Source organism: Streptomyces sp. NPDC058701, from assembly GCF_042715295.1.
Classification (GTDB): domain Bacteria; phylum Actinomycetota; class Actinomycetes; order Streptomycetales; family Streptomycetaceae; genus Streptomyces.
Genome location: NZ_JBHXSY010000004.1, coordinates 180,417 through 199,466 on the forward strand (window position 1 = coordinate 180,417; position 19,050 = coordinate 199,466).

Annotated in this window: 14 protein-coding genes and 1 pseudogene; 9 read left to right on the forward strand and 6 right to left on the reverse strand. The window is 71.8% G+C overall.

Features of this window, described 5'->3' with window-relative positions; genetic code table 11:
• Positions 1-386 precede the first annotated feature (386 nt).
• The 5 genes and pseudogenes from ACFWW8_RS05725 to ACFWW8_RS05745 form a co-directional block, all read left to right on the forward strand.
• Entirely contained in the window at positions 387-3,137 is a 2,751-nt protein-coding gene (locus tag ACFWW8_RS05725) for an AAA family ATPase (RefSeq protein ID WP_386524086.1), read from the forward strand.
• Between the two features lie 103 nt (positions 3,138-3,240).
• Positions 3,241-4,074 (forward strand): alpha/beta fold hydrolase, encoded by an 834-nt coding sequence (locus ACFWW8_RS05730; RefSeq protein WP_386524089.1) that lies wholly within the window; start codon positions 3,241-3,243, stop codon positions 4,072-4,074.
• A 59-nt stretch (positions 4,075-4,133) separates the two neighbouring features.
• Positions 4,134-4,715 (forward strand): sigma-70 family RNA polymerase sigma factor, encoded by a 582-nt coding sequence (locus tag ACFWW8_RS05735; protein ID WP_386524091.1) that lies wholly within the window; start codon positions 4,134-4,136, stop codon positions 4,713-4,715.
• Positions 4,716-5,391: 676 nt separating this feature from the next.
• The gene (locus ACFWW8_RS05740) at positions 5,392-5,694 is read left to right on the forward strand and encodes a MarR family winged helix-turn-helix transcriptional regulator (protein ID WP_386524403.1); all 303 of its coding nucleotides are present in this window, start codon (positions 5,392-5,394) and stop codon (positions 5,692-5,694) included.
• Between the two features lie 155 nt (positions 5,695-5,849).
• Positions 5,850-6,221 (forward strand): annotated as a pseudogene (locus tag ACFWW8_RS05745) (transposase family protein); the annotation flags it as partial.
• Positions 6,222-6,258: 37 nt separating this feature from the next.
• Here ACFWW8_RS05745 and ACFWW8_RS05750 read toward each other — a convergent pair.
• A complete protein-coding gene (locus ACFWW8_RS05750; protein ID WP_386524094.1) occupies positions 6,259-6,591 on the reverse strand; it encodes a beta/gamma crystallin domain-containing protein in 333 nt (110 codons plus the stop codon).
• A gap of 301 nt (positions 6,592-6,892) precedes the next feature.
• Between ACFWW8_RS05750 and ACFWW8_RS05755 the strand changes: the two genes are divergently transcribed.
• The 3 genes from ACFWW8_RS05755 to ACFWW8_RS05765 all read left to right on the forward strand — a co-directional run bounded on the left by ACFWW8_RS05755 (position 6,893) and on the right by ACFWW8_RS05765 (position 10,166).
• The gene (locus ACFWW8_RS05755) at positions 6,893-8,041 is read left to right on the forward strand and encodes a serine hydrolase domain-containing protein (protein ID WP_386524097.1); all 1,149 of its coding nucleotides are present in this window, start codon (positions 6,893-6,895) and stop codon (positions 8,039-8,041) included.
• Between the two features lie 351 nt (positions 8,042-8,392).
• Entirely contained in the window at positions 8,393-9,232 is an 840-nt protein-coding gene (locus ACFWW8_RS05760; protein ID WP_386524100.1) for an alpha/beta fold hydrolase, read from the forward strand.
• 100 nt (positions 9,233-9,332) lie between these two features.
• Complete coding sequence (locus ACFWW8_RS05765; protein WP_386524103.1) at positions 9,333-10,166, forward strand: alpha/beta fold hydrolase; 834 nt, start codon at positions 9,333-9,335, stop codon at positions 10,164-10,166.
• 143 nt (positions 10,167-10,309) lie between these two features.
• Here ACFWW8_RS05765 and ACFWW8_RS05770 read toward each other — a convergent pair whose 3' ends face one another.
• Positions 10,310-11,926: an MFS transporter gene (locus ACFWW8_RS05770; RefSeq protein WP_386524106.1), complete on the reverse strand. Its 1,617-nt coding sequence runs from the start codon at positions 11,924-11,926 to the stop codon at positions 10,310-10,312.
• A gap of 115 nt (positions 11,927-12,041) precedes the next feature.
• Positions 12,042-13,226: a glutamate--cysteine ligase gene (locus ACFWW8_RS05775; protein ID WP_386524109.1), complete on the reverse strand. Its 1,185-nt coding sequence runs from the start codon at positions 13,224-13,226 to the stop codon at positions 12,042-12,044.
• 215 nt (positions 13,227-13,441) lie between these two features.
• Here ACFWW8_RS05775 and ACFWW8_RS05780 point away from each other — a divergent pair, with 215 nt between their 5' ends.
• Complete coding sequence (locus tag ACFWW8_RS05780) at positions 13,442-14,704, forward strand: MFS transporter (protein WP_386524112.1); 1,263 nt, start codon at positions 13,442-13,444, stop codon at positions 14,702-14,704.
• A gap of 245 nt (positions 14,705-14,949) precedes the next feature.
• Here the strand turns inward: ACFWW8_RS05780 and ACFWW8_RS05785 are convergent, their stop codons facing one another.
• The 3 genes from ACFWW8_RS05785 to ACFWW8_RS05795 form a co-directional block, all read right to left on the reverse strand.
• Positions 14,950-16,308 (reverse strand): carboxyl transferase domain-containing protein, encoded by a 1,359-nt coding sequence (locus ACFWW8_RS05785; RefSeq protein WP_386524114.1) that lies wholly within the window; start codon positions 16,306-16,308, stop codon positions 14,950-14,952.
• 108 nt (positions 16,309-16,416) lie between these two features.
• Positions 16,417-17,988 (reverse strand): GAF domain-containing protein, encoded by a 1,572-nt coding sequence (locus tag ACFWW8_RS05790; RefSeq protein ID WP_386524117.1) that lies wholly within the window; start codon positions 17,986-17,988, stop codon positions 16,417-16,419.
• On the reverse strand, positions 17,985-19,022 hold the full coding sequence (locus ACFWW8_RS05795; protein WP_386524120.1) for a rod shape-determining protein: 1,038 nt from the start codon (positions 19,020-19,022) through the stop codon (positions 17,985-17,987). Before ACFWW8_RS05795 ends, ACFWW8_RS05790 begins: the two co-directional genes overlap by 4 nt.
• Positions 19,023-19,050: the final 28 nt, after the last annotated feature.

The following is a 19,050-nucleotide window of genomic DNA, read 5'->3' on the forward strand; positions in this document are numbered from 1 at the left end:
GGGCGATCGCCGCCTCGCTCCATCCGGGAGCTCGGTCCACCGCCAGCCCGTTCTGCAATCTGACGCCGCTGCGGACTGACCGCCAGGTGATGGTTGAGGCAGGCGATGACGCCCGCCGCGAGCGCGGCTCCCGCCACCATCCAGAGGTCGAGCGCGAACCCGGGCCTTAGGTCAAGGCCCGAAAGCCGTTCGGCCCGCCGTGATCTCGGCGGCTCGGTTTCACGGGCACGGACCCGGTCGTTCCTGCCAGGCGGCGTGCATACCATTGTACGAATGGCATCCAGCCCCGGCCTCCAGTTCGCCTGCCAGCGGAGACCGGGTCACCTGGTTCCGCGAGGACGCGGAGCCCTCGAGCGCTGGGGAGACGCAGAGAATCGGAGTGAGGCATGCAGGAGCGGGCGCTGCTGGGCCGCGACACGGAGCGTCGCGCGCTGGCTGCCCTGGTCGAACAGGGGGCCACCGGGTCGGGCGGCGCGATGGTGATCATCGGTGCGCCGGGGGTCGGCAAGTCGGCGCTGGTCGCGGAGGCAGCGGCCGCGGCGGCGCGCGGCGGGACCCATGTGATCACTGCTGTGGGGGTCCAGTCGGAGGAGAACCTGCCCTGTGCCGGCCTGCACCAGCTGGTTCACCAACTACGGGACAGAATTGCCGACTTGCCGGAGCGTCAGCGTACTGCGCTGCTCGCAGCCGTTGGGCTCGTCGACGAGGCCGTCCCCGATCTGTACCTCGTCGGCCTGGCTGCCCTGACTCTGCTGACAGACGCGGCAGCAGAGGCGCCGCTGCTGGTGGTCGTCGAGGACGCCCACTGGATGGATCATGCCAGCCTCGATGTGCTCGGGTTTGTGGCGAGGCGGATCGAGTCCGACCCCCTCGTCCTGGTCGCCGTCACCCGGCGCCTCGATGACCGCCTCAGCAGCGCCGGCCTGCCCGTGCTGCACCTGGGGCCGCTGACGGATGAGGTGTCGGGTGAAGTGTTGGACGCGGTGGCCCCCGGCCTGGGACAGCAGGTCAGGCGCCGGCTGTTGGAGGAGTCCGCCGGGAACCCGCTGGCACTGACCGAGCTGCCGGTCGCGTTGCAGTCGGTCGGCGGGGCGTACGCGCTCAACCCGGGTCCGTTGCCGCTGACCGCAAGGCTGGAGAGGACCTTCACGGCACGGGTCTCCCGCCTTCCGGCCGACACCCATACGGTTCTGCTCCTCTCGGCCCTCAACGGTGACGGAACGATGGACGAATGCCTCGCCGCGGCGACCCGGATGCTCGGAACGGTGGTCGACGCCGCCGCTCTTGAGGCAGCGATCGACGCGGGTCTGGTAGAAGCCCAAGGGCTGGCCTTCAGGCACCCGCTCATCCGCTCGGCGATATGCCACGCCGCTACCGCGGCGGAACGACAGACCGCACACGCCGCTCTGGCCGCCGCGCTCCAGGGGCAGCCCGATCGACAGGCATGGCACCGTGCCGCCGCCACCGCGGGTCCCGACGAACGAGTAGCACAGGATCTGGACTCCACTGCCGGCAGAGCCCTGCGGCGAGGCGGTGTCGCCGCAGCGCTTGCCGCGCTGAGGCGGGCGACGGAGCTGACGAAGGACCCGTCCGCGCGGGCAGACCGGCTGCTCCGGGCGGCGGAGCTCGCGCTCGAGTCGGGCCAAGGCGACGTCGCGGCACATCTGCTGGCCCAGGCGCGCTCACTGGACCTTTCGGTCCGGGACCAAGGCCGCGCGGCCTGGGTCAGCATCGCTCTGGCAGAGGGGACGCGGGGCGAGGGCGCCGCGACCGCCGCACTGGCCGAGCTGGCGGTCGAGATCGCCGCTGGAGGCGAACCGACACTGGGGCTGCGCATGCTGTGGAGCGCGGTCCTGCAATGCTTCTGGGGAGAGCCAGGGCCGGCCGCCCGCGAGCGGGTCGCCGCCGCCGCCGACCGGATGCCCGTGCATGCCGACGACGCCGACCTGGTCGCTCTGCGGGCGTACTCAGCCCCGGTCGAGCGCGGGGGAGCGGTCATGGAAGGCCTGGCAGGGCAGATGGAGCGCTCGTCCGAGAACCCAGAGGGAGACCAGCTCCTGGGGGGCGCCGCAGTGACGGTGGGTGCTCCCGCCCTGGCAAGCCGGTTGACGGCGAGGTCGCTGGACGCCCTACGAGCGCAAGGCAGGTTGTCGATGCTGGCCCGCGCCCTCTGCGTCCAGGCGGGAAGCGCAGCACGGCTGGGTGACGTGCGCGCTGGTTTCCTCGCCGCGGAGGAGGCCGCGTCACTGGCCCGCGAGACCGGTCAGCCTCTCGTGCACGCGATGGTGAACGCGATCCGCGCGCAGCTGGCCGCCGTCAGCGGCGACCCGGCGTCGGAGGCGTGGGCGGCGGAAGCCGAGCGCGTGGCCCTTCCCAGCGGAGGGCGCCCGGTGCTGGCCATCGTGCAGATGGCCCGCGGGCAGGCGGCGCTCTGCCAGGGCCGCTACGGCGACGCGTACGGGCACCTGCACCGTGTCTTCGACCCGGCTGACTCCGCCTTCCACCCCTGGTTGCGCTTCTACGCGGTCGCGGAGCTGGTCGAGGCGGCTGTGCGCAGCGAAGCCCCGGAGGTGGCGCGCGACGTCTTGCAGGAGCTCACCCCGCTCGGGGAAATGACTTCTTCGCCCGCCCTGCTCTGCGGATTGCGACTGGGCCGGGCCCTGCTGAGCCCGCAGGATGCCGCCGAGCCGCTCTACAGGGCGGCCCTCGACGCCGTCCCCACAGAATGGCCGTTCGAGCGGGCGCGAGCGTGCCTCGCCCTGGGCGAGTGGCTGCGGCGGCACCGGCGGCCCGCGGAGTCCCGCGCCTCCCTTCAGACCGCGCGCGAGATCTTCGGCGCCCTCGGCGCGTCGGCATGGGCGGAGCGGGCACGGCAGGAGCTGCGCGCCGCGGGCGCGTCGTCCCCTCGCCAGGATCCGGCCGCGTTGGACCAGCTGACCTCCACCGAGCTGCATGTCGCCCAGCTCGCCGCGCAGGGTCTGACGAACCGGGAGATCGGCGAGCGGTTGTACGTCTCGCACAGGACGGTGAGCACCCATCTCCAGCGGATGTTCCCCAAATTGGGGGTGGCGTCCCGCGGCGAGCTCGCCGCGGTGCTGGGCGGCACGATGACGTACGCCGAAGGCGGGGCGTCATGACGTACGCCGAAGACGTAGTCCGACGGACGCGGTCCCCCCTGCTTGTTTCCTAGCTTTGTGCCGTGCCCGGTTCGCACACGGCGGACGGGCGGGAAGGCACACCGTGGGAACCATCACCGTCGGAGCCGAGGGCTCGACCAGCATCGAGCTCTACTACGAGGACCACGGGGCGGGGCAGCCGGTCGTCCTGATCCACGGCTACCCGCTGGACGGGCAGTCGTGGGAGAAGCAGACCGATGCGTTGGTCACGGCCGGCTACCGCGTCATCACCTACGACCGCCGTGGCTTCGGTCGGTCGAGCAAGACCATGACGGGCTACGACTACGACACCTTCGCCGCCGACCTGGACACCGTACTGACGCGGCTGGACCTGCGTGACGTGGTTCTCGTCGGGTTCTCGATGGGCTCGGGCGAGGTTGCCCGCTACCTCGGCGTCCACGGCTCGCAGCGGGTGGCGAAGGCGGCGTTCCTCGGCTCGCTCCAGCCGTTCCTGCTGCAGACGCCGGACAACCCCGCCGGTGTGCCGCAGAGCGTCTTCGACGGCATTGCGGAGCAGGCAGAGGCCGACCGCTACGCCTGGTACGAGAGCTTCTTCGTCGACTTCTTCAACACCGACGAGACGCTCGGGACGCGGCTCAGCGAGGCCGCGCTGCGGGCGAACGTGGCCACCGCCATCGGCTCGGCGCCCATGGCGGCGTACGCGTGCGTCCCGGCGTGGCTGACGGACTTCCGGGCCGACGTGGAGCGCATCGACGTGCCGTCGCTGATCCTGCACGGGACCGCCGACCGGATCCTGCCGATCGACGCCACTGCCCGCGAGTTCCGCCGCCGCCTGCCCGACGCGCGATATGTCGAGATCGACGGCGCTCCGCACGGACTGCTGCTCACCCACGCAGCCGAGGTCAACGCCGCTCTGATCGACTTCCTCACCGCCTGAAAGCCGGCGTCTTTCCCCCTGCACGCCACGGAACACTCGAACAGGATCGGGCGCCTCTCATGAACGGGATCATGGAAACGGAGGCCACTGCCCTCGTTCCGACGTCGTCGCAGACCCGGCACCTCGCATCGGACGCTGACTGCGACGCCTTCATCAAGGACATCTACGACCAGTACGGCTCTCTGCTCGTCCGGTACGCCACGCGGCTGCTGGATGGTGACTGGCACAAGGCAGAGGACATCTTCCAGGAGACCGCGGCCCGCGCCTGGAAGCACGCCCGCTTCCTGGGCAGCCGCAACGAAGGCCTCAGACCCTGGTTGTTCACCGTGGTCAGAAACCTCGTCATCGACCACCACCGGGCACGTCAGGTCAGGCCGTTGGAGCTCGTGCCCGTGGAGGAGCTGGACACATCCAGCGACAGCACGGCATCCACGATCAACTCCCATGTAGTGGTGCAGGCCCTGGGGGAGCTGAACGAGCAGCAGCAAACCGTCATCCGCCTCATGTACTTCCTGGAATGCAGCGTAAATCAGGCTGCCGAGCACCTCGGCATACCGCCCGGCACCGTCAAAAGCCGTGCCTTCTATGCCATGCGGGCGTTGCGCAAGGCGCTGGAGAAGCAGGGGATCCTGGGGGTGTAGTCGCCGCGAGGCCACGGGCCCGCCGGAGCTCTCCGGTTGAGGGAACAGGCGATGGCGGGACATTCCATGGAGACTTCCCCTCGCTCAACCGCACGGCGTAGCAGCAGACGCAGCGCCTCCAGGTGCCCCTCGACGACATGTCTGCGCACGGCTTCCGCGCCGCTGCACTTATGACGCGCCGGCGCTCTTCGCTCAGCCGGGACGCGGCTGGAGCCGGGCTTGCCCGTGTCGTCTGCATGGGGATTCCACTCTCGGTAGCGCTTGTCGGGATTCGGTGACGGGGCAGGGGCTGAACTGCGGTCACGGACGCATGGGACGTACGAGCTCTGCCCGGCGCCCGTCGTCCGCCCCAGTGGAACCCCGCACGCGCGGTTCGGGATCCATCGCCGGATGAGCTGAACCCACGGCGGGCTCCCGCGGGTAACGAAAAGACTGCGTGAGCGCATCGTCGAGATCGGCCCGGTGGACGTGGTCACAGAGGACCTCCTCATCGGGCTGACGGCTGATCTGGAGCAGCAGAGTTGGATGTTCCAGGCGGAGAACCACGTCTGATCAGTCCCCGGTCCCCGCGAGGCGATCTCCGCCCTGCGCTCTTGGCGCCGGCGGAGATCGCCTCGCGGACAGGAGCGTCGGCGGGTCCCGTCCTGGTTCGCGGCACCGGTGCGAGGCCACAGTGGTGCTCGCCCTTGCCGACGCCCAGGCCGAGATGACGTCGATGTCGCCGGTGTCGATCACCGTGAGCGACTGCATCAACGCAGGACTTCTCGTACGCGCCGCCTCCCAGCGCGACGGCCGCCGCACCGTGCTCCACCTCACCCCCGCGGGCACCGCCCTGCGCGACCGCTTCAGAAGCCAGCACCGACAGGCCTTCGAGCACATCACCCACGACTGGCCCCAGGCCAAACGCCTCGAATTCGCCCGAATGCTGATCGACTACGCCGACGCCGCCGCCGAACTCGGCACCCGCATCACACCCTGAACGGCCACGGGTACGCCCGCGAGCATCCGCACCCCCACCAGTCCAGCCGTGGACATCGTCACCTCCGCGCGGCCCCTCGTGATAGGCCACCGCCGTCGTGCGGCTCCTCGCCGATCGGACGCCGGGCCTGCTCGAACAGTGCGCCGAAGGTCGGCCTTCCGTGGATCTCGCAGACCTTGCCGGGCCGCGCTCAGGAACTGACCGCCGCGCGCACTCACCGCCTCATCCGAATCCGCGAGCGCCAGGACGTTCCGATCGTCGCCGACCGCGCCTGCACCGGTGCTGACTCCTGGATCGCGCCGCCCGCCTAACGGCGAACTGTCACCGACCGTACGGACGCTGCAGCGGGCACTCGCCCAGGCCCGCGCACCTGTCGAACGGGGCGTCGCCCGACGGCAGCCCCGGCGGATTCTCCACCGGAGCTGCCGCAGCCCGAGCCGCACGACGGACATCGCCGCCACGGCCCCGCCCTGGAGAGGCGACGCCGAAAAGACTCGATGGACCCAGCGCAGCGACGTCATCGCTGATGAGGGCCCGCTGTCACCTCATTCGCGGCGACGGACGCTACCAGATTGTGATCTTCGTGATCTTGTGGATGGAGAGGTTACCGAAGTGCCACTTGTCCACGGTCCCGCTGGTCGCCGGCTCGCCCAGCCTCGGCACGTACTCGAACGTGACCTTGTTGTCGCCGGTCCAGATCCGGTCCACGCCGTAGATCGCCACGCTCTGCACGCCCGCGTTGGCGAAGCAGAGGTCGCCGCCTGCGTTGTGAAGCTTCAGGAGACCCAGTCCATTGCAATCGGTGCGGTTGATGGCGGACGCCGACGAGGCAGGCAGCACGACGGCCATAGCTCCGGCCGCCGCGACTACCGCGAGGCGTGTGAGGAAGCGCTTCACTGGTGAGTTGTTCCTTCCATGGTGGTGTGGTGCCGCCGAGAGCCGCAGCGCACGGCGGCATCGCAGGGACGCATGCACGTCCAATCAGCGCAACGTGGAAAAGGGTGCTCCCGTTCACCACTTGAGCGCTCCACTTCGGGCGCGGTCGCGGTCTCCCTGAACAGCTTGCGCACGGGTTCCGTATCCGTCCCTCGCGGGAGCGGCAGGTGAACAGATGTCATGACCTGCGGCGATGCGTGAACCGCTGTGACGTTCAGCCCGTTGAGCGATCGAACGGTTGTCGTCCAGAGTGGAGAAGAACATGGTCGTCGTCGAGGGAACGAGCACCGACCGGTTTCAACCGGTTCGAGCGGCGCTGGCAGCGCACCTCGAAGCCGGAGAGGAGTTGGGGGCGTCGATCGCCGTCGATGTGGACGGGGTCATGGAAGTCGATCTGTGGGGTGGCCATGCGGACGAAGGGCGGACCGTTCCGTGGCACCGGGACACGTTGGTGAGCATGTGGTCGACCACGAAGACCCTCACCAATCTCGCGGCCCTCGTCCTCGTCGACCGGGGGGCACTGGATCTCCACCGCCCGGTGGCGCACTACTGGCCCGAGTTCGCTGCCCGGGGGAAGGCGCACATCGAGGTGCGGCACGTCCTGGCCCACACCTCGGGACTTTCCGGCTGGCAGCAGCCCTTCACCATGGAGGATCTGTACGACTGGCCTACCGCGAGCGCCCGGCTGGCCGCGCAGGAGCCCTGGTGGGAACCGGGCTCCGCTTCGGGCTACCACGTGCAGACTCAGGGACAGCTGGTGGGAGAGCTGGTCCGGCGGGTCAGCGGCCGTACCCTGACGGAGTTCGTCGACACGGAGATCGCCAAGCCGGCACGAGCCGATGTCCAGATCGGCGCGCGCCAAGCCGACTGGCCGCGTATCGCTGATCTGGTGGCTCCTTCGCAGCTTTCCGGTATACCCGCCGGTCTCGATCCCGACGGGATCTTCACCAAGACGTTGATCGGGAGTCCCGCCCGTGACGAACACGTTGACACCCCGCAGTGGCGTTCTGCCGAACTCGGAGCCGTCAACGGACACGGCAACGCACGAGGTATGGCCCGTGCCCTCTCCGTCATCTCACGGCGTGGCCAGGTGAACGGCCTCCGGCTTCTCTCCGCTGAGACGGTGGACAAGGTCTTCGACGTACAGGCCGACGGAGTCGACCTGTTCTTGGGCGTCCCCGTCCGCTGGGGCATCGGCTACGCACTCGCCGATCCGAGGACGATGCCGCACATGCCCACCGGAAGGATCTGCTTCTGGGTCGGCCGGGGCGGTTCGATCGTCATGATGGACCTCGACCGGCGCGTCACGTTCTCGTACACGATGAACCGGGTGGGCGACGGAATCCTCGGCTCGGAGCGCACCCACAGCTACATCAAGCACGTCTACGAAGCCCTGGAATCGAACGACTGAGGTGCGCCCGCTCCCGGGCTCGGCCGGAGACTCCGTGTGCGGAGCCGTTCTCCCGGTCGTCGAGGGGGCCGTTTCGGGTTGTACCCCCGACGCACGGCGCGGGCGCACCACCAGGCGACGTCCGCGAACGTACGACCCGTCATCGGGTGAACCGGTCCGGTCGTCTCCTCGTAGGACAGGACGAAGGACGCTCCGCTTCCGGTAGCCGGGCGAGGGCGATGCCCCGGGGCCACTCGGGCCGCAGCCCGGCCACCGGTGAGGCAACTCGGGGGCCCGTTCCTCGACGCACCGGCCCACTCCGCCTGAGCGGTCCGTCGAGGGCCATCAACCAACCAAGAGGGATTTTCACGCATGCGCATCACCCGCCTCGTCCGTCCGAGCCGCAGATCGGCGCTGCTCGGTGTCACTGCGGCCGTAGGACTGTCCGTCGCCGCCGTCACCCTGCCCGGTACAGCCGGCGCGGCCTCCCACCACCCCGTACGTCCGACGATCGTGCTGGAGCACGGAGCGTTCGCCGACGCCGCGAGCTGGGACGGTGTCGTCGCCCGGCTGCAGCGCGCGGGCTACCCGGTGGTGTCCGCCGCCAACCCGCTGCGCGGTCCGGCGACCGATGCCGCCTACCTGCGCAGCGTCCTCGACCACATCGACGGGCCCGTGGTCCTGGTCGGCCACTCCTACGGCGGTACCGTCATCAGCCAGGCCGCCGCGGGCCTCGAGGGCAAGGTGAAGGCGCTGGTCTACATCGCGGCGTTCCTGCCCGACACGGGCGAGAGCTCGCTCGGACTGACGAACAAGTTCCCCGGCAGTACCCTCGGCCAGGCCATCGAGTCCGTCAACTACGCCCTGCCCGACGGTGGCCAGGGCACAGACGTGTACATCGATCCGGAGAAGTTCCGCAACCAGTTCGCCGCGGACGTGCCGACGGACAAGACCAGGCTCATGGCAGCCGGGCAGCGTCCGATCGCCGCCGCCGCACTGGAGGAGAAGTCCACACGGGCCGCCTGGAAGACGATCCCCTCCTGGTCGCTGGTCACCACGGAGGACCGCAACATCCCCGTGGCCACCCAGCGCTACATGTCGGCCCGTGCCAAGGCCCGCACGACGACCATCGACGCGTCGCACGCGGTATCCGTATCCCGGCCCGAGGCCGTCACCCGCATCGTCGAGGAGGCGGCCCGCACGGTCCGATGACCGACGGCTCCGCCCTGTCGCTTCGCGCACCTCACCGCACAGCCGTGCCCGATCGGGCACGTCACCTCAGACGCATTCACACCGGAAGGCAGCAACCACCATGGCGTTCATCACCGTCGGCCAGGAAAACTCCACCAGCATCGAGCTGTACTACGAGGACCACGGCACGGGGCAGCCGGTCGTGCTGATCCACGGCTACCCGCTCGACGGTCACTCCTGGGAGAAGCAGTCCGCCGCACTCCTGTCGGCCGGCTACCGCGTGATCACGTACGACCGGCGCGGTTTCGGCCGCTCCAGCCAGCCCACCACCGGCTACGACTACGACACGTTCGCCGCCGACCTGAACACGGTCCTGGAGACCCTCGACCTCGACGACGTCGTACTGGTGGGCTTCTCCATGGGCACCGGCGAGGTCGGCCGCTACCTGGGCACCTACGGCTCCGCCCGGATCGCCAAGGCCGCCTTCCTCGCCTCTCTCGAACCCTTCCTCCTCAAGACCGACGACAACCCCGGCGGCGTCGACGGCACCGTCTTCAAGGACATCGAAGGTGCCGTCACCGCCGACCGCTACGCCTACTTCACCGAGTTCTACGAGAACTTCTACAACCTCGACGAGAACCTCGGTACCCGCATCAGCGAGGAAGTCGTCCGCAACAGCTGGAACGTCGCCGCCGGCGCCTCCTCGTACGCCTCCCTGGCCTGCGTGGCCACCTGGTCCACCGACTTCCGTGCCGACCTGCCCAAGATCGACGTTCCGGCGCTGATCCTGCACGGCACTGCTGACCGCATCCTGCCCATCGAGGCCACCGGAGAGCTCTTCCACCAGGCACTCCCGCAGGCCGACTACGTCGTCATCGACGGCGCACCCCACGGCCTGCTGTGGACCCACGCCCAGGAAGTCTCCGAAGCCCTCCTCGCGTTCCTCGCCAAGTGACCGGCGGCCGACGCCCCACCTGCCGTGAGGTGGCACGCGGCAGGTGAGGCGTCGGTGACAGGCCCGTGCCGCGTTCCGCGCGGCACGGGCCGACGCCGAGCCTTCGGCCGCCCCACCGCAGGACCCACCACGCGCGGGGTGGGTCATGGCTCGGCCGAGCGCGGCTGGGTCGACGGGATCCGCTGGGAGAAGAACAGGGCGAGGAGCGCGGCGAGGGCCAGGACGGCGAGTGCCGCGCGCAGGCCGTCGAGCCTGGCGGCGGCGTTGGCGTCCAGTGCCGCCTGGGACACCTCCGCGCTCGTGCCGGCCTCGGCGAGGGCGGTGTCGAGCTGGGCGTCGGACAGGAAGGGCGCGCCGCTCTGGAGCTGGACGCCCGTCTGGCTCGTGACGCTCTCCGGGACCGCCGGATTCGCCGCGATGCTGGTCAGGAAGGAGGAGGTGAGTACGGCGATCATCATCGATCCGGCCAGTGCCGTGCCGATCGAAGCGCCGAGGTTGGTAACGGCGTTCTGCACGCCGCCGACCTCCGCACTCTGGCTCTGCGGCACCGCGGACACGGTGACCGAGCCGAGCTGGGATGCCAGCGCGCCCATGCCCAGACCGATCAGCAGGAGGGGGACGGTGACGACTTCCGCGCCGGCGTCGGCGTCGAGCGCGGCCATCAGCACCACCGCGCCCGCGAGCAGGGCGAGGATTCCGAGCCGCACCACTCGCCGCGGCGAGACGTCCGGGAGGAAGCGCGGGATCAGGGTCGCGGCCGCCAGCAGGCTCACCGAGAGGGGCAGGAGGCGGGCACCGGTCTCCAGTGCCGACAGACCCAGAGCGACCGACAGGTACAGCGGGACGACGAAGAAGACGCCCATCTGCACGAGGTACTGGAAGAAGAACATCGTCAGGCCGCCGGTCAGCTGCTTGTTCCGCAACATGCCGGGGTCGATGAGGGGATCCCCGCGCCGCTCGACGACCCTCGCCTCCCAGCGCAGGAAGAGCCAGATCAACAGCAGGCCCGCCAGGATCAGCCACGTCGTCAGGGACACGCCGATCCACGACGGCGTGCCGGGCTTCGGCTGGAAGAAGCCCCATTCGCCGGATCGGAGCACGCCGTAGACGAAGGTCCCGAGCCCGAGCGCGGAGAGGACGGCGCCAGTGAAGTCGATGCTCCGGCGTTCACCGGGCGGGGCGTCGGAGATGCGGCGCGCGAGCAGGAGGATGCCCAGCACCACCACGACCTCGCCGGCGAAGACCCACCGCCACGAGAAGTAGGTCGTCGCGACACCGCCGACGAGCGGCCCGACCGCGATGGCCACGGCCCCTGCCGCCACGACCAGTCCGTAGGCGGCGGGGCGCCGTTCGACGGCGAAGTTGCCGGCCACGAGCGCCACGATGGCGGGCAGGATGAGTGCTGCTCCCAGCCCCTCCAGGAGCGCCCAGCCCACCAGCAGTACGGGCAGGTTCGGCGCGAGGGCCGTGGTGAGGGAGCCGACGCCGTAGACGCAGCATCCGATCATGAACGCGCGCTTGCGGCCGATCAGTGCTCCGACCTTGCCCCCGGGGATCATGAACATGGCCATCACGAGGGTGTAGGCGGTGATCGCGCCCTGGACCCCCGTCACCGTCGTGCCCACGTCCTCGGCCACCGTGGCGATGGAGACGTTCATGACGGAGCTGTCGAGCGCCATCAGGAACTGACCGGAAGCGAGCGTCAGCAGGACGATACGGGCCTTCGCGGAACTCTCGGCGGTGCTTACCCGGGAAGCCATTGACGCATGATCCCAGCCACCGGGGAGACAGGAGGACCGGCGCGCCCGGCGGTCAGCCGGACGGGGGCGGCCCGACGCACGGGGCGCGTGGGCCGGACCGCCTGCAACCGGGTGGCTAGAAGTTCTCCGTCTCGTCGGCCATGTGGCGCAGTACGTCCGTCAGGTCCTGGCGGCGGGCGAAGGCCGCGCGTTGGCGGTGGGCGCCCGAGCCGTCGCGCAGGAGGCCGGCCAGGGTCTTCGCCGCGTGGTCCAGGTCGCCCACGGCCGCCAGTTCCGGGGCGACCAGGTCCAGCAGGGCCTCCGCGAGGTCGGCCGCGGGGAGTTCCGCGCCCGAGTAGGGGTCGAGGCCGCAGCCCTCCAGTCCGTCGTGGGCCGCCCGCCAACGCGCCAGGCGCAGTACGTCGTCCCGCAGCACCGGCTCGGGGCGCCGCTCCGTGATCTCCCGCAGGGCCGTGGCCACCAGGGCCCGGGCCAGCTCGGCCTGGAGGACGGCCGTGTCGATGTCCGCGGACATGTCCGGCGCCCGGATCTCCAGAGTCGGCCAGTGCCCCGAGGGGCGGAGGTCCCAGTAGACCATCTTGGTGTCCAGGGCCGCCCCGGAGCCGAGCAGGGTCTGCACCGAGCGCCGGAAGTGCGCGGTGGAGGTGTAGTGCGGGGGCAGCCCCGCCGAGGGCCAGCCGGCCCAGGCCATCGCCCGCCAGCTGGCGTGGCCGGTGTCGCGGCCGCCCCAGAACGGCGAGTTGGCGGCCAGCGCGATCAGCGTGGGCAGCCAGGGCCGGACCCGGTTGGAGACGGCCACCGCCGTGTCCACGTCGAGCGTGCCGATGTGGATGTGACGGCCGCAGCTGACCAGGGTCTCGGTGAGCGAACCGAAACGGCGGTGCTGCTCGCGCTGGCGCGGTTCGTCGTCGGTCAGGTGCAGCGGCCCCTCCACGGCCACGACCGGCGAGGGCGAGGCCAGCAGCCGGCAGCCGTGGGCGCGGGCCGCGCGCGCGAGGGTGCGGCGCAGGGCGGCGAGCTCCTCGCGCAGCGCGGCCGTCGAGTGCGTGACGGGGGTGGACAGTTCCACCTGGTAGCGGGTGCCCTCGGGGTGCAGCTCGCCCGGCAGCCCGCCGGCCGTGGCGAGGACGAGCCCGGCTGCGGGGACCACCCGGAACGTACGGGCGTCGACGAGCAGGAACTCCTCCTCGACCCCGACGGTGAGGGGGACGACGGGGGGGACGGCGGGGCCCACCGTGTGGTGTGCGGCGCCGGTGCGCGCGATGCTGTCGCTCGTGGTGCTGTTGCCAGGTTCGATCACTACGCCTCCCTGGACATACGAGTCTTTTCATCATGAGCCGAACGCGAGGCGCGGAGCGCACGCCGATTCGGTCAAATGTCCGGTGATAGTGGCGGGTTAGCGGCAAGCACCCGGCCGCGCCGAGGCCCCGGGGCCGCACGGGACGACTGTGGCCGCTGTGTGAAGCGGGAGGACATGCCCGGGGGGATGCGGCCGGGCGGTGGTTACCATCCGCTGTGACCCGTACGACCGAACCCCCGCGCACCCGGCCCCGCATATTCGCCGACCTCACCCCGCTGCGCACCTCCGCGCACTACCGGCGGCTGTGGACCGGCAGCATGATCTCCTGGGTCGGGCAGGCGATGACCGCGCTCGCGATCTCGCTGCAGGTCTACGAGATCACCGGCTCCAGCTTCTCCGTCGGACTGGTCGGTCTCTTCTCGCTCGTCCCGCTCGTCGCCTTCGGCCTGTACGGCGGTGCCATCGCCGACACCCTCGACCGGCGCAAGCTCGGCCTGTACGCCTCGTTCGGCGCCGCCGCGCTGTCCCTCGCGCTGGCCGGGGCGGCCCTGCTCGACTACCACCGCGTCTGGTTCCTGTACGCCGTCGTCGCCCTCCAGTCGGTGTGCGGCGCGCTCAGCGGACCGGCGCGCTCGGCGATGATCCCCCGGCTGCTGCCGGCCGAGCAGCTGCCCGCCGCCAACGCCCTGAACTCCGTCACCATGACCACCGGGACCATGGCCGGCCCGATGCTCGGCGGCCTCATCGTCGGCTGGTGGGGCTTCCAGGCCGCCTACCTCATCGACGCCGTGACCTTCTGCGCCGCCCTGTACGCGCAGTGGCGGCTGCCGTCGATGAAGCCCGACCGCGCCGAGGGCGTGCGGGGGCGGGCCTCCGTCCTGGACGGCCTGCGCTTCCTCGGGACCCGGCCCAACATCCGGATGACCTTCTTCTCCGACCTGGCCGCGATGGTGCTCGCCCAGCCGAAGGCGCTGTTCCCCGCCATCGCGGTGCTGTGGTTCGGCGGCGACGCCAAGACGGTCGGCCTGATGGTGGCCGCCCCCGCCCTGGGGGCGATGCTCGGCGGGGTGCTCTCCGGCTGGCAGGGCCGCATCCGCCGGCACGGGTTGGCGATCCTGCTCGCCGTCGCCTCGTGGGGGCTGGCCATCGCGGCCTTCGGGCTCACCAGGAACCTGTGGATCGGCCTGTTCTTCCTCGCCCTGGCGGGGTGGGCCGACACCATCTCCATGGTGTTCCGCTCGACGATGATGCAGGCCGCGGCCCCGGACGAGATGCGGGGCCGCCTCCAGGGCGTGTTCATCGTGGTCGTCGCGGGCGGCCCCCGGCTCGGGGACTTCGTCGCCGGCTCCGTCGCGGACCTGACCTCGCCGGCCGTGGCGATCACGGGCGGCGGGCTCGCGTGCGTCCTGGTGCTGGGCCTGCTCGCCCTGCGCTGGCGGGGCTTCGCCCGCTACGACGCGAGGTCGCCGCAGGCGTAGCCCCCGGATGGCCGGTGGTGGCCAGGGGGCGCGGGGGAGGACCCTGCCCACGCGTCCGGACCCGGGCGCGGCGCGGGGACCACGACGGGTCCGGGCGGCTCCGCACGCTGCTCTCCAGCGACGACAACGAGCCGGCCCAGCAGGTCACGCGGCTGCAGCCGGCGGACGTCTGCCGCCGCGCCGCCGCTGACGGGCCCGTCGGCCGGGGTCCCGCGCGCCGCCGCGACCGCCGCGGGGCCGTCCGGTCAGCCGGTCCGGAGCGGGACCACACCCCGTGCCACGCCCAGCGCCACCAGGTCCTGGGGGCGGATGCGGAGCTGGTCGGCGGTGGCCGGGGCGGCCTCCGGGGGCCGCTTGAGGATGGCCGCCGCCAACTCCGGGGCGATCACCGAGAAGTAGCTGTCGGGGGTCACCCACGTGTTGCCCGGCGCGGCCAGCGCGAGGGCGCCGCCCGAGCCGCCCTCGCCGATCAGCAGGGTGGTGACGGGCACCGCCGCCGAGGCCAGCGCCGCGAAGACGTCCGCGATGGCGGGGCCGGCGCCCGCGTGTTCGGCGGCGGCGTCGTTGGCCGCGCCCGGGGTGTCCACCAGGGTGAGCACGGGGATGCCGAGCCGGTCCGCGAGCCGGACGACGCGGGCGGCCGTACGGTAGCCGGCCGGGCGGGTGGCGGTGCCGCACTGGGCGGCGTACGCGACCGCGCGGCCCTCCCGCAGCCCGAACCCGCACAGCATCCCCGGGTCGGTACCACCCGCCCGGTCCCCGGAGAGGGGCAGGCGCAGCGCGAAGTACGCGTCCAGGTACGCCCCGGCGCGCGGCCGGTCGGGGTGGCGGGCCTGCCGGACGGCGTCCCAGCCCGTCTCCGGCGGTGTCCCGTCGGGTACGCCGCCCAGCGCGGCCGGCGGCTCGACCGGCCCGTCGGGGCGGGGAGCGGTCAGCACGCGGAGCCAGCCGGCGAGGGTCCCGGGCAGCTCGGCCGGGGGTACCACGGCGTCCACGTGCCCGGCGGCGTACTGACCCTCGGCCGTGTAGGCCGCCGGATCCGCGTCCGCCGGGCGGACCCGGGAGCCCGCGAAGCCGACCTGGGCCCCGGGAAGCGCGAGGACCACGTCGGCCCCGGCCCCGAGGGTGGCCCAGCCGCCGCCGGTGGTCGGATCGCGCAGGACGGCCAGCTGGGGGAGTCCGGCGGCGCGGGTCAGGACGCACTGGCGGGCCACGCGCTGGAGCTGGGTCAGCGCGAGCATGCCCTCCTGCATGCGGGAGCCGCCGGTCGCGATCAGGGAGACCAGGGGCAGGCGGTGCGCACGGGCGTGCGCGTAGGCGGCTTCGAGCCGGTCTCCGGTGCGCTGGCCCAGGGAACCGCCGAGGAAGCCGAACTCGAAGGAGATCACGGTGGCTTCGACGCCCCCGAAACGGGCGGCTCCGGTGACGACGGACTCCTCCTCGCCGGTCCGCCGCGCGGCGCGGGCGCGGGAGTCGTCGTACCCGGTCCAGGCCAGCGGCCCGTCGGGCGCCGACTGGCCCGGGGGCGGCGGGAGTTCGGCGAAGCTGCCGGCGTCGGCGAGGGAGGCGATGGCCGCGCGGGCCGAGAGGCGGGTCGTCGTCACGGAGCCACCCTAGGCGGTGCCGTCAACCGGGCTCCCGCCCCGACCACCGGCGGGACGAGGCGCCCGGACCGCGCGTCACCGACCTGTCCGGACAGCCGGACAGCACGTCTACAGCGGTGACTCCCAGGTCACCGTCGTGCCGCGGGACGCCGGCTCCGTACGGCCGTCGTCCGACACCGTCAGGCGGACCCGGGACGCGGTCGCGTCCACCTCCACCTCGATGGAGGTGACCTCGCTGCGCCGGTGCGCCGCGGCCAGGGCGCCCCGCAGGACGGAGAGCAGATCGCCCGCCACCGGCTCCGGCAGCAGGGCGTCCAGCGGCCCCGCGAAGTGCACCGACGGCTGGAAGCCCAGCAGGACCGCCGCGCCGCCCGTCTCGCGCAGCACCCGGCCCCGGAAGGTCGTCGGGGCGTCGGTCGGCGGCTGCTGGAGGGCGAAGATGGCGGTGCGGACCTCCTGGATGGTGGAGTCGAGTTCGTCGACGGCGCGGGCCAGTTCGTCGCCGACGGTGTCCCCGGACGCCGCGTTCGAGGACCTGCGCCGGGTGCTCTCCAGCATCATCTCCGTGGCGAACAGCCGCTGGACCACCAGGTCGTGCAGGTCCCGGGCGATCCGGTCGCGGTCCTCGTAGACCGCGAGTTGCTCCCGGTCGTGCTGGGCGTCCGCCAGTACGAGGGCCAGCGCCGCCTGCGAGGCGAACTGGGAGGCCAGCAGGCGGTCCACGGCGTCGTACGCGGGTCCGCCCCGGTCCCGGGGCAGGGCCAGGGTGCCGATGAGCTGCCCGCCGCTCTGCAGGGGCAGCATCATGCTGGGGCCGAAGCGCTCCCGGACGTGCGTGGTCATCCGGGGGTCCGTCGCGGAGTCCTCTATGAAGACGGCCTCCCCGCCGAGCAGTTGCTCCAGGACCGGGGAGCCGGGTGCGATCGCCGTCCCCACCAGGTCCCCGGGGTCGCCGTGGGTGGAGGCGGCGACGATCTCCATGCCGCCCTCGGGGGTGGGCTGGAGCACGACCCCGGCCGCGGCGTCCGCCAGCAGCCGGGCCCGTTCGGCCACGCACATCAGCGCGTCCGCGGCGGGGCGGCCGGCCAGCAGGGTCGTGGTCACCGCGGCCGCGCCCTCGATCCAGCGCTCCCGGCGGCGCACGGTCTCGTACAGCCGGGCGTTGCCGATCGCTATGCCGGCCTGCGCGGCGAGAACGCGCAGCAGGGCGAGGTCCTCGTCGGTGAAGGAGCCGTCGCCGTGCTTCTCGGTGAGGTAGAGGTTGCCGAACACCTCGGTGTGCACCCGGATCGGAACGCCCAGGAAGCTGCGCATGGGCGGATGGCCGGGCGGGAAACCGGCCGACCGGGGGTCCTGCGTGAGGTCGTCGAGCAGCAGGGGGCGCGGGTCGCTGATCAGGGTTCCGAGCAGGCCGGAGCGGCCGTCCGGGAGGCGGGGGACGGCGGCCCGCTCCGCGTCGGTCATCCCGGAGGTGAACAGCGCGGTCAGCCGGACGCGCTCGGGGTCGATGACCCCGAGCGCCCCGTACCGGGCCCCGCACAGCCCGGTCGCCGAGTCGACGATGTGCTGGAGGGTGGAGTTCAGCTCCAGCTCGGAGCCGACGCTGAGCACCGCCTCCAGCAGGACGGGGAGGCTGGGCGGCTCCTGGTACCGGTCGGTCTCCCGTCCCGCGTTCGTCATCCGGCCAGCGGGTTGAGAACCATGGGTGCGATCTTCCCTTCGAGCATGGCGCCGAGACCGAGCACGGCGCAGATGTCCGGCCGCTCCGCGATGGCCACGGGCATGCCGGTGGCGTCGCGCAGCATCTGGTCCAGGCCCGGCAGCAGGGCGCTGCCACCCACCATCATGATCCCCCGGTCCGTCAGGTCCGCGACCAGGTCCGGCGGGCAGTCCCGCAGGACCTTGCCGATGCCGTCGAGGACGGCGGTCAGCGGGGTGAAGATCGCATCGCGCACGGCGGCGGTGTCCACCTGGACCGAACGGGCCAGGCCGGTGGCCACGTCACGACCGTGGATCAGGGTGGAGGCCGGTCCTTCGGCGGTGATGCCGTTGCCGTGCAGCGCGAGCTGGAGCGGCCGGACCGCCTGGCTGGGCAGCATCAGCTCGTGCGCGTGGCGCAGGTGCTGGACGATCGCGTGGTCGATCGCCTCGCCGCCGACCGGGATGCGCTCGGCGGTGACGATCGAGCCGAGGGAGAGGACGGCCACCTGGGTGGCCGCCGCCCCGCACACCATGATCATCGTCGCGGTCGGTTGCTCCACGGGCAGGCCGCAGCCGACGGCCGCCGCGATCAGGGTGTCGACGAGCTCGACGCGGCGGGCGCCGAGACCGACCAGGGTCTCCACGGTCGCCCGCTGGGCCAGCGGGTCCGCGTCGTGCGGGGTGCAGGCCGCGGCGCGCAGCCGGGGCTTGCGGCGCAGGGCGCGCCGCAGCTTCTCGCCGAGGAGGTGACGCAGCATCCGCTGGGCCATCTCGATGTCGACGACGGTGCCGCCGGAGACGGGGCGCACGACCCGGATGTAGTCGGGCGTGCGGCCGGTCATCCGCTCGGCGAAGGTTCCGACGGCGATGAGCGCGCCGGTGCGCGTGTTCACCGCCGCGACGCTGGGCTCGTCGACGACGAGTCCGGCGCCCTTGACGTACACGCGGGTCCTGGCCGCGCCCAGGTCGACGGCGACGTGGCAGCGGCGCAACTGCTCAAGACTGACGGTCACGGCAGATCCTCCCGAGAGCGCTGACGCA